Origin of the sequence: Streptomyces sp. SCSIO 30461 (assembly GCF_037023745.1) — a bacterium.
Taxonomy (GTDB): domain Bacteria; phylum Actinomycetota; class Actinomycetes; order Streptomycetales; family Streptomycetaceae; genus Streptomyces.
The window spans coordinates 228,108-243,103 of sequence record NZ_CP146101.1; the positions used below are offsets into that span (position 1 = coordinate 228,108).

Genomic DNA, 14,996 nt, shown 5'->3' on the forward strand with positions numbered 1-14,996 from the left:
GACCGTGACAGAATGGTGAATCGAGATCACTCACGGTTCATTCATCTCATCCGACGGCCAGGGCGGGGGCTTCGATGGACGCGCGGGACGACGCCTTGACGGTCGAGCAGGCCGCCGAGGCGTTCGCGGCGGAGGTCGCCTACTGGCGTGAGGTGCGGGGTCTGGCCAAGCGGGAGTTAGCCAGAAGGATGGGATTCGACCCGTCCTACGTGAGCCATGTCGAGTCGGGCCGTCACAAGCCGACCGAGGACTTCGCCCGCCGCGCGGAGGAGGCCCTGAACGCGGGCAAGGCCATCTGGAAGCGCTGGCTGGACTACGAGACGGCCAAGGCTCCCGTGGCACCGGCGGCGGTCGTACCCGCCCCTCGCAGGGCCGAGCAGCCGTACGCGACCGGCTCGGCGATCGTCGTCGAGCACGACGCGGCCCGCCTCGACTACGACGGGCGCCTCTACCGGCTCACGATGCGCCGGCTGCTGCGGAACACCGGCAGTGAGCCGATCACCCGCTACCTGATCCGCATCAGCGTCGACCGCTACCCGGGCGAGCCGGAACGGTCCAACGCCCACTACCGCGAGCACCCGCTGACCTGGGACGAGCTCTCCCTGACCGCGACCTGTCGCGGTGAGGCGATGCGCTGGCAGGCCAAGCATGATCGCGACGCCTTCAAGGAGGTGTGGCTGCTGTTCGAGAACGAACAGGGCCGCTTCCCTCTGTACCCGGGCGAGTCGGTGTGGATCGAATACGCCTACTCGGTGGGCGAAGAGAAGTGGGGCCGCTGGTTCCAGCGCGCCGTCCGTCTGCCCACGGAGCACCTGGCGGTCGAACTCGCCTTCCCTGCCGAGCTCGACCCCGCTGTATGGGGCACCGAGACCTCCATGACCGCCGAGGCGGCGCCGCTGCGAACAGCACCGGTCCAGCGCGAGGAGAACGGGATGCGGGTCTTCTCCTGGAGCACGTCCACACCCGCACTCCACGCCCGGTACCGTCTGGAATGGCGGTTCCGGGCGCGACCCGAACGTGAAGCGAACCAAGGGGAGTTCAGGTGATCCAGGTGCGGCCCAGCGAGCAGATGCGCGGCCTCGGCGTCGTGCAGAACGGTGCCCCCGTCCTCGCCGAGCCTGCCCGCGTCTTCGACCTCCCGGCCGAGCGCGAGGCAGGCGAGCAGGTCATCGAGCAGCTGTTCTCCGCGATGGAGCGGATCGGGCAGGTCCACCCGTTCGCCAAGGGCATGGGCATCGCGGCCCCGCAGATCGCGATCGGCCGGGCCGCTGCCGTGGTCCAGCCCCCTGGCCCCGGTGCCCCGGCGATCGTCCTGCTGAACCCCCGCATCACCGACCGCTCCAGCGACGAGGACGAGCAGTACGAGGGCTGCCTGTCGTTCTTCGACGTCCGCGGCCTGGTCCCCCGGCCGCTACGGATCACCGTGGAGACCACGACGCTGGAGGGCCATCTGGTGACCACCACCTACGAACGCGGGCTCGCGAGGCTGGTCCACCACGAAATCGACCACCTCGACGGCCTGCTCTACACCGCGCGGATGCGGACGGGCGTCGCTCCCATCCCCGTCGAGGAGTACCGCCAGACCGGCCGGGCGTGGGCCTACGAGCAGTAGCGCCGCCACGGCTTCGGGGCCCGCGACGGCGTCGTCGCAGCCGAAAGGATTGTCAGCGATGGCGTGCAGACTGTGATGCATGACCTCGGCAACCGGACATGACTACGCCTGGATTCGTTCCTCCTCACTGTTCCGCAATGCGATGGAGGGCGGATACGGCCTGACCCTCGTACGGGACGTCGCTCCCGACGACGTACTGCGTGCGATGGGGGCGGAGGTGCAGGGCACGTGCACGGGGTTGGACGAGCTGATCGAGCAGCATCTGGACCAGCGTGATGCGACGGACTACTGGGACGATGCCTTCATCGCGGGTGTCTTCACCGTGCCGGGTACGCAGGGCGGCTGGACGCTCATCCTGCAGTTCGACGGCGGTGTGGGGATGCGGCCGCGATTCCTGGAGGCCCTGTCGGCGGATGGTCGCGCCGTGACGCACTCCACCAACGGCGGCGCACCGATCGACCTGTTCCACTGGTACGAGGCCGGTGAGCTTCGGACTACCTTTGAATGGCCCACTGACAGGTATGGCAGCACCCCTGACGATCTGCTCCCCATGATGAGTGAGATCGGATTCGATCTGTCAGAGGACGAGGACGACACCGGCCCGAGCACCGACACCAAGGCAGCGGTCCTTGCCCTCGCCGAGCGGCTGACCGGCGTACGGGTCACGGAGGAACTGCTCAAGGATGCGGTGTACCAGCTCGGGCACGTGCCTGAGGAGCCCGCCGAGGAGTGGACCAAGGTCGTCATCGACATCACTGACGCACACGGGGAACGGATCTACAGGGAAGTCACCCGCGAGGAGGTCGAGGCCGGCTCGGCACGCGCCCGCGAGGAGGCCGAAGCGCCGATCGTCATCCTCGGGCCCTCATCGCCCACCCTGTGACCCTCACGACGGCCGAACCCGGGTGGGGCGGTGCCGTTGATCGGCGACGTCCGCGCTGCTGCGCTGTCCGAAGCGGTGGGGTGGTTCGTGGCATGAGCGATCGTCCTCGGGGCCGGCGGTCACTCCGACCCCGAGGACGTGCAATGGATCAGTCCAGGGTGATCAAGCGCTGGGCGAGGGTCCGGGCTACGGGTGCGAGGCCGTCGAGGATGTCCCGGGCGTAGGGGGTGTCGGGGCGGGCGGCCAGGTCCTGAACAGCGGTCCAGTGCTCGGCGATGACGTGGAGAGCTTGCCTGGATCGCTGGATGCTGTCCCGTCGGTGGACGGCGAACTCCTCGGCACGCTGGTGTGCCTCGGGCCAGATGATGTCTCCCCGTTCGACGAGTTCGGCCAGAGGCGGGGTGGTGTCGCCATCGGCGAGACGCACGGTGTCGGCATTGATCACATACTGCCGGAGCCGTTCGGTCTCCAGCCGCTCGTCCAGCGCCGCTGTGGCGTCATCGAGAGTGATCTCGCTCTGGGTGACCCGTTCGGCAAGGTCCGGGGCGTGCTCGCGGAGGCGGTCGTACGTCTCCTGTAGGGCGGCGGCCCGGGCCTTGCGCTCGGAGACGGTGTTGTAGGCAGTGTCGAGCGGGACGGTGCCGGTGCGGACCTGTTCGGCGAGGTCGGGGGCGTGCTTGAGGACGACGTTGGCGGCGGAGAGGCGGCTGCGGCTGAGGCCGTGGAGCTTGGCCAGGTCCCGCAGGGAGTGTCCCGAAACGGAACGCATGGCCATCGCGGTAATCATGGCCTGCTGGCCTTTGCTGATGTGCCGGCGGTACACGTTGTTGGAGAGGATCAGCGCCGTGGGGTTGTTGCCGGTGTAATTGGTGAAGCGGGGTTCAACGCCGGCGATCTCGCATGCGGCGAGGCGGTTGCGGCCGTCGAGGAGGACGCCGTCGGCGTCGAGGACGATGTCCTTGTGCTGGCCCTCGGCCCTGATGGACTCGGCGAGGTCGAGCAGCTCGTCCTTGCTGAGCATCGGGAACATGCTGGCGGTGGGGTGGATCTTCAGGGTGTGCTCCTTGTGGTTGTCAGCGCTGTCGGTGGCGCTGGGCGTTGGGTGTCGCTGCTGCCGTGGTGGGCTGGAGGTTGCGGGCCTGCTGTCCGGCGGGCGTGGGCGCCATGGTCGAGCGGCGGCGGGCGGCTTCGGCTCGGGCGTTGGGGGCGGGGTTGCGGCTGATGTGCTGGATGCGGGTGATCAGGACGCGGGCAGGTTGGCGGGCGGTGGCGAGCTCGCGCTGGGCGGCGGCCTCCTTGAGGAGCTGGTGGGGTTTGTGGCCGCCGGCTTCGGCCTCGGCGAGGACGGTGGCGAGGGCCGGCCAGGCGGGGTCGGTGAGGATGTGGTCGGCGTGGTCGGGGACGGCGGCCCGTACGTCGTGGGCCAGGGTCCGGCGGGCCTGATCACTCGGCCCGCGGGTGGCGAGGCTGTCGACGACGGGCGTGAGGGCTCGGTCTGCTGCGGCTTGGAGGTGGTGGAGGGTCTGGCGGGCGGCTTCGGCCTGGTGGGCGTGGTTCTTCGCCTCGTGCCAGCGGGCGGCAACGATCGTGGCCCAGACGAGGGCGGCCAGCAGGGTCGCCAGGGCGCTGCCGTCGGGGCCGGTGGCGGTGTGGGCGAGGTCCCGGGCCGCCTTGCGTAGGATCGTGGCCGCCTGGTCCTCAGCGCGGATCTGGGAGCGCTGGGCGCGACCGAATGCCCTTGACGCTGCTCGGAGTTCGGCGTGGAGACGGTTGGGGGCCTTCTGGGCGGTGGCTTCGATGAGGTCGCCGAGCGCGGTGATGTGGGCCTGGGCGTGGGTGTCGTCGGCCATCCCCTGGTGGAGGGTGTCGAGGGCGTCGATGGCCTGGTGCCAGGGAGTGGCGGGCTGATCGCGGCGGGCGGTGGGGTGTTCCTCCGGCGCGGTGGTCTCCAGGCGGGCCTTGAGTTTGGGGATGGTGAGGTCGGGGGCGATCTTGCCGCCGGGGTGGAAGATCTGTTCGCCGTCCTTGTTGAGGTCGCCGGGGCGGCCGACGGCGTAGCCGAGGAGGTCTCCGGAAGGTCCGCGGCGGGGTTTGACCGCGATGCCCATGGCTTCGAGGTAGGAGAGGAGTTCTTCCGTGTTGCTGGCGTGGGGGATTGCGGCGCGGATGCGGTCCTGGAGCCAGTCGCGGCTGGTCTGCTCCCAACCGAGGCGTTCGGCTTTGTGTATCTCGGCCTGGGTGGGCCGGCGTCCGGCGGTGCGGTCGCCCTTCTTCAGTTGGCGCAGGCCGTAGTCGGCTTCGATCTGGCGGCAGGCGTCGCCGACGCGGATGCCGCTGTCGTGGAGCCGGGGGCGGCGGCCGTCTTCGCGGACGGTGGTGGCGAGGATGTGGATGTGGTCGTCGGCGTGGCGTACGGCGATCCACCGGCAAGCCAGGTCATCTCCGGGCGGTGCGATGCCGGCGGCCTCGACGATGCGCTGGGCTATGTCGGCCCATTCCGTGTCGGAGAGGCGGCGATCTTCGGGGGCGGTGCGGACGGGGCAGTGCCAGACGTGGTCGGTGACCTTCCTTCCGAACTCGCTGTTCCGAAGATGGACGGGCTCGTCGAGGTGGCGGGCCAGCTGGGTGAGGGTGGCGTCCGGGTCACGTCCGGGGTCGGGCATCCCGAGCATCGCGAATCCGGCGACGATGTGCGGGTCGGTGTGCTCGTCGTGGCGGCCGGGGCCGTAGAGGTAGGCGAGCAAGCCACGGGTGTTGGACCCGGCCGGTTTGATGGCGGCGATCACGCGGCCAGGTCCTTCCTGGATTCGGTCGGTTCGCGCAGGGCCTCGGCGATCAGCTCCAGCAGGCGGTGGAGCTCGTCGAGTCGGTGGCGGATGTCGGGCGGGGTGAGGTCGCTGTTGAGGGCGCGGGCTATCTGGTTGACGTTGACGCCGATGCGGTTGAGCTCGCGCAGCACTTGTGCGCGGAACATGTGGGTGCGGCGGCGGTCCTCGGACAGCGGCAGGTTCGCGGTGAACCGGCCGGTGATGAAGGCAAGGACGATGTCGGCAGCGAAGCCGGATTCCCCCTTGTAGCCGTGCTCGGCAGCACCCTCTTGGAGGTCGGCGTGCTCGTCGCCGGTGAACCTCAGCGGTCCGACACGGACGGTCCGCTTGGTGCCGGTGAAACGGCGGATCGCCGGCTGCACGTTCTGCACCGCTCGCTCGCCGACCGGAGGATCGGCGGCGAGTGCGGGGCGGAGGATCTGCTGCTGGACGGCGTGGAGCCCGTCCGGGTCGGGGCCGCCCTCGGCCCCGGCCTCCCGGTCCGGCGCCCCCTGGCGCTGGGCCGTCTCCGCCACCCCCGGGGCGGAGACCCCCGAAGACCGGCCTTGAGTCGGACTCGGGGTACTACTGGCTCCGCCAAGGGCCGTCCGTCCGAACGCGCGCCGCAAACGGTCTCGCATCGTAGGCGACTTCGCCAGCTGCGGCAGCACGTCGGGGGTGTGGTCGGTGTGGTGGGCTTCGTGCGACACGAACGTGTTCTCCGGGAGGGGCAAGGAGGGCAGGGGGACCAACGGGGAGGGTCTTGTCGCGCCTGAGCAGTCACCTCCTTTATCCACAGGTGTGGACAAGGGGGCGGCCGACTCTCGGCGGGCCGGCCGTGAGGTTCCGGCCGGTCACTGGGGCCGGCAGCCGCTGACCGGGTCGGTTCCGACGTCGGGCTCGAATTCGGGCCGGAGGATGTTCATCACTTCGGTCAGCCGTTTGCCGCTGACCGAAAGTCCCTTGTCCCGTATGGCCTGCTGGACGATTGCCCGTGTGAGGCTGCTCTTTTCGGCGACGGCGATGCGGCCGATCTCCACGAGTTCGTCGAGCGTTGCCCCGGGCGGTCGGCCGCCGCGCGGCTTGCTCTGCGGAACCAGCTGCTGGGGTTCCGGTTGCTGAACGGAAGTACCGGCCGCCGGTCGAGGTACCTGATCGGGAACGGGGACCGGACGGTCGGCAGGCTCAGCGACGAGCTGGTGGATCTGCCGCATCAGGACGCCGAAGGCGAGGAGCGCGGCGGTCGGCGGGACCGCAGCGACCACGTAGTCGAGCCAGTGCACAGTGCGGGAGTCACCCGCTCCGCTCACGCCCGCCACGTTGAGCGCGATGGAACCGACCGACCCGATGGCGGTGATGGCGATGGCCCATCGATCGGTGACTTGTCGCAGACCTGCACGGAGCATGAGCAGCTCGCCCGCGACGATGAAGGCGTCCAGGGTTGCGGGCCACGCCCACCGCCGCGCCGGGGAGCTGCCGAGCCCGTGCTTCCCGGCGACCTCGGCGAGGTGCGCGTACGAGAGCCAGAAGGCACCGACGGTAAGGGCGACGATGACGCCTCCGGCCGCCGCGAGCGCGTATCGCTCGGTGCTTTGCTTGGTCATGCCCACGCTCCTGTCGCCGTGACGACAAGCTCTGGGGCGGTGCCAGCCGGGGGTGTGGTGATGAGCAAGGAAATCTCCACGAGCTGTGAGGGCGGGGCGCTTACGCTGCCCCCTCTCCAAGGAGGGGGCAGCGCGTACGCGCCAAGGGTGTGAATGCGCCGTTCGATGGCACGTAGGCGTCTGACCTGCGGTTTCCCGAGATTCGTACGCGGTGGAGGCGGTGCGTACGCGCCTTCGGCGGTTCGGGGCGCGTACGGCACCGCGTACGGGTCCGCCCGGTCAGGACACGGCGCTGATGTGGCGGGCGACGGCCTTCCAGCGGGTCGCCTGGCCGCCGCCGGTGCCGCCGCCTGCACCGGTCTCCTGCGTGGCGTGCCCGCTCTTGGTGAGGTTCTCCAGGCGACGCCTCGCCCTGGCGATGTCCGCCGCGATGGGCTTGTCCTCGCCGGTGATCTGGGTGGCGAGTTGGCGGGCGGTGAGGCCGCTCGCGCCTGCCTGCCGCAGGAGGGTCAGCGGGTCGAGGCTCGTGTCGACGCGCGAGGTGCCACGGGGGTGGTCGTGGATGACCGGCAGCGGGCCGATCTCGTCGTTGACGGTCTTGAGATGGTGGAGGTGGACCACCGGGTCTCCGGCCGCGCCGCTGAGGAACAGGACACTTCCCGCGCCTGCGGTGAACCAGGCCGAGCCGTAGACCTGGTCGAGGACAGGGCGCTGGGTGCGCGAGGCGTCGGGGCCCTGCTTGCGCTGGTGGTGCAGTTCGAGAAGCTCGACGCCGTCGCGAAGGAGCTGCTGGCGGGCGTTGTTGTACGCGAGGCCGGCCTCGTCGTCAGTGAGCTTGCCGACCACGTCCTTGAGGCTGTCGATCACGACAGTGTCCGCCCCGTGTTCGGCGGCCAGCTCGGCGAGAAGCTGAGGCTCGGTGTTGAGCGAGGCGGGCAGCGGTCCCGACCAGAAGACCAGGCGCTGGCGCAGGATGTCCCGGTCGGCCTGGTGCACGACCCGGGTGAAGGCGCGGGCGAGCTGGCTGGGCCGGTCCGCGGCGATGTAGAGGACCTTCTCGCCCTGGCGCACGGGCATGTCCAGGACCTGGGCGAGCAGGCCGAGGCGAGCAAGGACGATCTGCTGCGCGATCGTCGACTTTCCGACGCCAGGTGGCCCGACGAGCATCAGGCTCTCACCCGAGGCCCAGGCCGCTTTTCCCGGCGTCCCCCACACGGGATCGGCGGTGGAAGGGGTGTCGGTGACGAAGGACCAGCCGTCCACGGCGTACCTCTGGAGCCGCCCGCCTGAGCTGCGGCGGGCGCGGTCCGCGGCCTCGCTGAGCGACGCCGCCAGCAGGTTCCGTACCTCGGCGGGGTCGGCTCCCGGTGCGGTGGCACCCTGGAGTACGCGGACCGCCGTGGCCTGCAGGACGCGCAGGTCAGCATGGCTGCGGACGATGTCCGCGTAGTACGAGGCGCCCGATCCCACGGCTGCCGAAGCCGCCAGAGAGTGCAGGTACTGGGGTCCGCCGACCCGCGTGAGGTCGCCCGTGGATTTCAGCTGGTGGGACAGGGCGATCGCGTCGGTCGGCGCGTCCTGCCTGCGCAGCTCCAGCAGGGCGTGCCAGATCGTGGTGTGCGCGGGCCGGAAGAAGTCGCCGGGCTCCAGCACCTGCCGGACCTCGTCGATGACCGCGCTCTGGAACATGCACGCCCCGAGCACGGCCGTCTCGGCGTCTGAGTCGTGAGGCGGGGTGGCAGAGACGCCGATCGCGTCCTGCGGGCCGGGGTGGGAGTGAGTGAATGGTGCTTGCCACTGCGGGGTCGTACCCTGGGGCACAGAGCTTCCTTGTCTCGGGCCGATACGGACTGGCAGGTCCCGGCACCGTGTAGATCGTTTTGGGCGGTCGTCTTGGGAGTCGCTGCGGCCTTGGTGCTCCAACACCGGGGCCGCTTCTCTGTACGGGTCTCAGGCGGCCTTCTCGTACCGCGATCCGGTCATCAGGTCGGCCAGCCGCGCCGCGCTGTGCGGGCTGATCGTCGTGGTGAATCCGGCGCAGACGCGTCGCAGGGCCTGGGCTCGGGCTTCCTCCTGTCGTGTGGCTTGAGTCGTCGTGGACGTGGTCGGTGCTGTGCTCGCCTCGGGCAGCAGGCGCACGGGCAGCTCCTTGTGGGCGGTGCGGGGATGGCAGTCCCCGCACCGCATGAGGTCGTCGGGCGGTCGGTTGCATCGCGCTGCTTCCAGGTGCTCCAACACCTGGGGCCGCGCGTGCCGCGCTCACGGACGACTGGCAGGTCATCCGCACGCGACGCCCTCAGTTTCCGGAAAATGGCCGGTTGGGCTAACCGGCGATTTCGTGGATAATGCGCCCTCGCCCGAGCCCGTGCCCTGTGGTCAGAGCTGGTTTTGCTCGATGTCGATGCGGTCCCAGTCGAAGACTCCGCTCGGCTTGCTCGACGCGTCGATGACCACGCCGGAGAAGAGGAAGCGGAGCACGGCGTTGCGCCGCTCGTCCGTCATCTCGTCGGCCTCCCAGGCAGCCCTGGCCCCCGGCCCCGTGAGCCCGTCGAGCAGCTTCACCGGCCGCACGACCATCCGTCGCTGGGCCTTGGCGATCCGGTCTGTGATCTCCTTGCGCATCGCCCGGTACTCCGCCGTGGAGATCTCCTTGGCGGTCCACATCTGGTTGAGCTCGGCGAGCTGCCGCTGGTCCGCCTCCACCGCCTCGGTCAGGGCGTTCGTCGGTGTGGCGGAGGCGAGTTGGCCGGAGACCGTGAGTCGGCCGAGCAAATCGATCGCGGCCTCGGTGACGAACTCCTCCAGCTTCACGGCGGCGATGCGGCGCACGCACTTCTTCTCGTCGTTGCGGCTCTTGCGCGTGCACAGGTACGAGGGCACGGCCCCGACCTTCGTGCCCGACATGAGGGTGCCGCAGCGCCTGCACATGACCAGTCCGCGCAGCAGGTAGAAACGGCGCAGTTCCAGGTTGGTCTGGTGGATCGCGGACCGGTACTCGCGGCGGGCGCGCACCTCGGCCCAGGTGCCGGCGTCGATGATGGCCGGCCACTTCCCGGCACCGACCTCCTCGCCCTGGTGCATGCGGATGCCGGCGACGTGGCGGGAGTCGAGCAGGGCCCGGACCGTGCCCTGGGTCCACTCCTTGCCGTACACGGTCTTGATGTCGCGCTTGTGGAGGACGAGGGCGATGGCGACCGGACTCTGGCCCTTGAGGTAGCGGTCGAATACCTCGCGGACGATCTCGGCCTCGTCCTCCCTGACGGTCATGCCGTCGGCCTCGTACCCGTATCGCCGCTTGCCCGAGTGCGGCATGCCGGTCTCGGCCCGCTCCGCCAGCGCGGACTTCAGGCGGCGCGAGGTGTCGTCGGAGGAGCGGCAGGCATGGGCGACCTCGATGCGGAGGATGAAGCGGTCGTCGGGGTCGGAGAGGTTCCGGCGGTTCGCTTCGCCGTGCAGCACGATCTCCTGCTCGTCGGAGACCTGGAGGAGTTCCTCCAGGTCTCGCGGCTGCCGCATAAGCCGGTCGGGGTGGTACGCGATGATGTGCCGGAACTCGCGGCGCCGGGCGCGTTCGAGGAGCTGGTCCCAGCCGGGGCGCTTGCGGTTGCGCCGCCAGGCGGATCGGCTGTTGTCGACGAAAACGTGGGCGGGGTCGATGGCCAGGCCGCGCCGTTCGGCGATCTCTCGGCAGATACGTTCCTGCCGGTCGACGCCGGTCTGGTCGTCATCGTCGGCCTGGGATATTCGGCAGTACAGGGCGGCCGGTTCACCTGGGGTGATGGTCGGCTCTCGGCGTTTGGGGCGGGGCATGGCACCGATGGTATGAGCATGGGTTGGGCTCGCCCAACTTCCGGCACCCCGTGACGCTCGCCAAGGAGCTGATCTCCCTGGACGACGTCTCGGACGGACGGTTCACGCTCGGCATCGGGGCGGGCGGCAATGGCTTCGACGCGACCGCACTGGGGCAGGAACCATGGACGCCGAAGGAGCGGGCGGACCGGTTCGGCGAGTTCGTACCGCTGCTCGACCGGCTGCTCACGGAGGGCGCCGTCAGCGCAAAGGGCACCCACTACTCCGCCGTGGAAGCGCGCAACCTCCCCGGCTGCGTTCAGCGGCCCCGGCTGCCGTTCGCGGTGGCGGCGACCGGCCCGCGGGGGCTGAAGCTGGCGGCACGGTACGGACAGGCGTGGGTGACCACCGGTGACCCGAAGCTGTACGAGGAGGGCACGCCGGAGCAGTCCGTCGAAGCCATCCGCGGCCAGGTCGAGAAGCTCGGCAAGGCATGCACGGAGATCGACCGGAAAGAGGCAGATCTCGACAAGATCCTTCTCACCGGCTTCACCCCGGACCGTGGACGTCCTCTGGAGTCACTGAACGCCTTCGTGGACTTCGCGGGGCGCCACCAGGACCTGGGCTTCACCGAGATCGTGATCCACTGGCCGATCCCCGACTCGGACTTCGCCGCTGACCTGTCCGTCTTCGAGAAGATCGCCACCGAGGCAGCCGCCCACCTCCGCTGAACCGCGCGCCTCGCCGGGCGGTTGGGGGAGAGCTCAGCCGCTCCTGTCCGGGAAGCGCAGGAACTCCGGTGGCACCGTGTCCGCCAGCCAGACGCCGTTCGCGCTCACATGGAACACATGACCGGCTCGGTGCATGGCGCCCGCGTCCACACCGAGGACGACCGGCCGGCCCCGGCGGGCGCCCACGCGGGTGGCCGTCTCGCGGTCGGGTGACAGGTGTACATGGTGGCGGGCCATGGGACGAAGGCCCTCGGCGCGGATCGCGTCCAGGAGGCGCGCGACAGTGCCGTGGTAGAGGTGCGGAGGCGGTTCGGCGACCGGGAGTTCCAGATCGACCTGGACGGTGTGCCCCTGGCTGGCCCTGATGCGGTCGCCGTCGATCGTGTAGCGCCGCTTGTCGTTGACGGCGACGACATGCTCCAGCTCGGCCCGGGTGATGGGGAAGCCGTGCGCGTCGGCGGCGCGGAGCAACTCCTCGATGGAGATCCAGCCATTCGGGTCGAGAGCGATCCCGATCCGCTCCGGCTGATGCCGCAGATGCTTCGCCAGGTACTTCGACACCTTCACGGCGCGTCTTTCATCCATCTCGCTCGACCCGCTCACCGTTCACCCCGTTCAGCCGTCCGTCTCGTCAGCGTGCCTGGCCGGTGGCCTCACCGCCATGAGATTTCATCCGGACGATGGTGCTGCATATGTTTGGTCCACAGCCAAGTCTGTTATCCACAAGGAGAATTGCCGCTCCTGTGGACAACCACCTTGTCGTTCATCGCATTTGATCAACTTCATCGGATTTGGGCTGTATTGGTGCGATTGTGTCCAAAATCCGGGTGTGGAGCTCGCGTTCCACCGCCGAGGTGATGAACGCGCTCGCGTGTGCCGCCCCAACAAGACGCTCCACGGAATGGATTGTCGTGACCGGAAGCATCACCGTGCGGGGCGCGTCGTCTCTGGCCGGCGGGATTTCCACCTTCAGGTGATGGTCGAGCTCCCTGGTGGCGAACATCCTCATGGCACGAGCCAGTTCGGCATCGACCGCCTGCTGTGCCAGCGGTCTGAGCCGCCGTACCATCGCCGCCGCCTCCGCGGCGTCTGCGTCCGTCGGTGGGCTATGGCCCAGGTAGCGGGCGAAGACATGCTCGGTGGTGAACTCCAGGAAACGGGAAGCTATGTGCTCCATGTGGGCGCGAAGTTCGCGCAGGTGCAGGGTGATCGCGCCGAGCGGTGCACCCGCCTCGTGCAACTCGAATGCCACAGACAGCTCTTGGGGGCTCGGGACCAGAAACTCGTCTTCCTCGCCTGGGACGCGCTCCAGAACGCCGAGCTCCAGGGCCTCGGCGATAGCCGCCTCGCCCGGTGACCCCCGGAACCTCGCGGCGAGTTCGGAACGGCTGATGCGGTCGGCCACCTCGTCGGTCCAAGGGCCCTGGACCTCGGCGACCAGGCCGAGTACGCCGCCGAGTCCCCGTCCCGTGTCCCATGCCTCCAGCAGCTCCTTGATCGAGGCCAGTGTGTAGCCCCGGTCGAGGAGTTCGGCGATCTGCCGCAGTCGGGCCAGATGCGAGTCTCCGTACACATTGGACCGCCCGCGCCGCTCAGGCTTGGGCAGCAGCCCCCGGTCCTGGTAGGCGCGAATCGTCCGGACCGTGGCACCACTGTGGTGCGCCAGGTCCTCGATCCGGTACTCGGCGCGGTAGCCGGTGGACGGCTGCCCCGACATGCTCACAGCCGTGGCTCCCAGCGGGCCATCGCGCGCGTCGCCCCAGGGGTGGCACGGGACAGCAGACGGGCACCCCTGGCCTCCGGGGTCACCGCGACCACCGCCTCGTTTCGCAGTACGGCGTACAGCACCGCGTCGGCGACCCGCCCAGGAGGGTAGTTGCGCCGTGCGTACAGCCGTGACGACTTCTGCCGCCGGCGCTGCTGCTCCTCGTCCGACACCCCGGTGAACCGCGTGGTGGCGGTGATGTGGGTGTTCACGATGCCGGGGCATATCGCCGACACCCCGATGTCCTTTCCCGCCAGCTCCGCCCGCAGGCACTCGCTGAGCATCAGCACCCCTGCTTTCGACGTGGCGTAGGCGGACAGCGTCCTGGACGGCTGAAAGGCCGCGGCCGAGGCGATGTTGACGATATGGCCGCCCTGGCCGCGCTCGACCATCTGCCTGCCGAAGATCCGGCAGCCGTGGATGACCCCCCACAGATTGACGTCGAGCAACCGGCGCCAGTCCTCGTCCGTGGTGTCGAAGAAGGAGCCAGCGAGCCCGATCCCGGCGTTGTTGACCAGCACATCGACAATGCCGTGGTCGGCGGCGACCCGCCCGGCGAGCTTCTCCATCGCCTGCTCGTCGCCGACGTCCGCCTGCTCCCCCCAGGCTTCCGGAGAGCCGAGCTGCCGGGCCCTGGCGGCCGTGCCCGCGGCTCCCGCGGCATCCACGTCGACGGCGACGACCCGTGCACCCGACCTGGCGAACGCCAGCGCGGTGGCCTGTCCGATCCCGCTTGCCGCGCCGGTGACCAACACCAGTTGGCCACCGAAGCGTTCGGCGAACGCGCGATGCCGTCGCCGGTGTCGCCCGGGGACCGAGGAGGCGCTCTTCGACCCGGTCGTCGGACGAGGGACGGCCTCCGCATCCGCTTCCCGTGCGTTGACGAAGTCGGTGATCCAGACAGTCAGTTGGTCCGGCCGCGTGCGGGGCACCCAGTGCTTGGCGGGCAGCGTGTGGCGCACAAGACCGGGCGCCCACTGCCCGAGGCCGTCGTAGAGCCGCCCGGACAGATAGGCGTCCTTGGTCGGGGTGATCAGCTGCACCGGTACGTGTGCGTACGCGTCCGAGCGGGGGCGGCGCAGCCGGGCGCGAACGTTGTCACGGTAGAGCCAGGCGCCATGCGCGGCATCGGACGGAAGCGAGGCCGTGGGGTACTCCCCGCCAGGCACCTTCTCCATCCGCTGGAGGATCTTCGGCCATCGCTTGCCGAGCGGACCGCGCCACGCAAGCTCGGGCAGGGCCGGTGTGTGCAGGGCGTACACGTACCAGGACTTGGCCCATTGGCCGACGAGCTGGCCGACGCGGCGCGGGGTCGGCCGGGTGAGGCGCTGCTTGATCCAGTGCCCGAAATGATCGAGCGAAGGCCCGGACATCGAGGTGAACGAGGCGATCCGGCCCTTGGTCCGCGCGACCGTGACGAACTCCCAACCCTGCACGGACCCCCAGTCGTGCCCGACCAGATGCACCGGGCGGTCGGGGCTGACCGCGTCAGCGACCGCCAGGAAGTCGTCGGTCAGCTTCTCCAGGGTGAAGCCGCCGCGCAGCGGCAGCGGAGCCGTGGAGTGCCCGTGCCCCCGCACGTCGTACAGCACCACATGGAAGCTCGCGGCCAGCCTGGAGGCGACCTCGGACCACACCTCCTTGCTGTCGGGATAGCCGTGCACCAGCACCACCGTCGGCCGGGTCTCGTCGCCGAGCTCGGCGACGCACAGCTCGATTCCGCCCGTCCGCACCCGTCGTTCGCGTGCGCCCTCAAGGCTCATGCCCACACCGCCCTCCCAGGCTCCGTCCCCCGTTTCGAACGC

Annotated in this window: 13 protein-coding genes and 1 pseudogene; 4 read left to right on the forward strand and 10 right to left on the reverse strand. The window is 69.6% G+C overall.

All coding sequences use genetic code 11. The features are described from left to right. Window positions 1-74 precede the first annotated feature (74 nt). The 3 genes from V1460_RS01035 (at window position 75) to V1460_RS01045 (ending at window position 2,495) form a co-directional block, all read left to right on the forward strand. The gene (locus tag V1460_RS01035; protein ID WP_338671560.1) at window positions 75-1,046 is read left to right on the forward strand and encodes a helix-turn-helix transcriptional regulator; all 972 of its coding nucleotides are present in this window, start codon (window positions 75-77) and stop codon (window positions 1,044-1,046) included. Then, window positions 1,043-1,612: a peptide deformylase gene (locus tag V1460_RS01040; protein WP_338671561.1), complete on the forward strand. Its 570-nt coding sequence runs from the start codon at window positions 1,043-1,045 to the stop codon at window positions 1,610-1,612. Before V1460_RS01035 ends, V1460_RS01040 begins: the two co-directional genes overlap by 4 nt. Window positions 1,613-1,691: 79 nt before the next feature. Then, window positions 1,692-2,495, forward strand: a complete 804-nt coding sequence (locus tag V1460_RS01045) for a DUF6461 domain-containing protein (RefSeq protein WP_338671562.1) — start codon at window positions 1,692-1,694, stop codon at window positions 2,493-2,495. A gap of 148 nt (window positions 2,496-2,643) precedes the next feature. Here V1460_RS01045 and V1460_RS01050 read toward each other — a convergent pair whose 3' ends face one another. From V1460_RS01050 to V1460_RS01080, 7 genes are all read right to left on the reverse strand, one after another. Next, complete coding sequence (locus tag V1460_RS01050) at window positions 2,644-3,516, reverse strand: ParB/RepB/Spo0J family partition protein (protein WP_338671564.1); 873 nt, start codon at window positions 3,514-3,516, stop codon at window positions 2,644-2,646. 52 nt (window positions 3,517-3,568) lie between these two features. Beyond that, a complete protein-coding gene (locus V1460_RS01055) occupies window positions 3,569-5,281 on the reverse strand; it encodes a relaxase/mobilization nuclease domain-containing protein (protein ID WP_338671565.1) in 1,713 nt (570 codons plus the stop codon). Further along, on the reverse strand, window positions 5,278-5,838 hold the full coding sequence (locus V1460_RS01060) for a MobC family plasmid mobilization relaxosome protein (protein ID WP_338671566.1): 561 nt from the start codon (window positions 5,836-5,838) through the stop codon (window positions 5,278-5,280). The genes V1460_RS01055 and V1460_RS01060 overlap by 4 nt, the downstream gene beginning before the upstream one ends. A 318-nt stretch (window positions 5,839-6,156) precedes the next feature. Next, the gene (locus V1460_RS01065; RefSeq protein ID WP_338671567.1) at window positions 6,157-6,906 is read right to left on the reverse strand and encodes a DUF2637 domain-containing protein; all 750 of its coding nucleotides are present in this window, start codon (window positions 6,904-6,906) and stop codon (window positions 6,157-6,159) included. Window positions 6,907-7,185: 279 nt separating this feature from the next. Continuing rightward, the gene (locus tag V1460_RS01070; RefSeq protein ID WP_338671568.1) at window positions 7,186-8,727 is read right to left on the reverse strand and encodes a DnaB-like helicase N-terminal domain-containing protein; all 1,542 of its coding nucleotides are present in this window, start codon (window positions 8,725-8,727) and stop codon (window positions 7,186-7,188) included. A gap of 129 nt (window positions 8,728-8,856) precedes the next feature. Further along, window positions 8,857-9,045 carry a hypothetical protein gene (locus V1460_RS01075; RefSeq protein ID WP_338671569.1) on the reverse strand — a complete coding sequence of 63 codons (189 nt, stop codon included), beginning with the start codon at window positions 9,043-9,045 and terminating at the stop codon, window positions 8,857-8,859. A gap of 237 nt (window positions 9,046-9,282) precedes the next feature. Beyond that, entirely contained in the window at window positions 9,283-10,716 is a 1,434-nt protein-coding gene (locus tag V1460_RS01080) for a recombinase family protein (RefSeq protein WP_338671570.1), read from the reverse strand. A gap of 29 nt (window positions 10,717-10,745) precedes the next feature. Between V1460_RS01080 and V1460_RS01085 the strand changes: the two are divergent. Continuing rightward, window positions 10,746-11,426: pseudogene (locus V1460_RS01085) on the forward strand (LLM class flavin-dependent oxidoreductase); the annotation flags it as partial. 33 nt (window positions 11,427-11,459) lie between these two features. Here V1460_RS01085 and V1460_RS01090 read toward each other — a convergent pair. From V1460_RS01090 to V1460_RS01100, 3 genes are all read right to left on the reverse strand, one after another. After that, window positions 11,460-12,011 (reverse strand): RNA 2'-phosphotransferase, encoded by a 552-nt coding sequence (locus tag V1460_RS01090; protein ID WP_338671571.1) that lies wholly within the window; start codon window positions 12,009-12,011, stop codon window positions 11,460-11,462. A gap of 178 nt (window positions 12,012-12,189) precedes the next feature. Further along, complete coding sequence (locus tag V1460_RS01095) at window positions 12,190-13,143, reverse strand: MerR family transcriptional regulator (RefSeq protein WP_338677844.1); 954 nt, start codon at window positions 13,141-13,143, stop codon at window positions 12,190-12,192. 2 nt (window positions 13,144-13,145) lie between these two features. Then, complete coding sequence (locus V1460_RS01100) at window positions 13,146-14,954, reverse strand: SDR family oxidoreductase (protein WP_338671572.1); 1,809 nt, start codon at window positions 14,952-14,954, stop codon at window positions 13,146-13,148. Window positions 14,955-14,996: the final 42 nt, after the last annotated feature.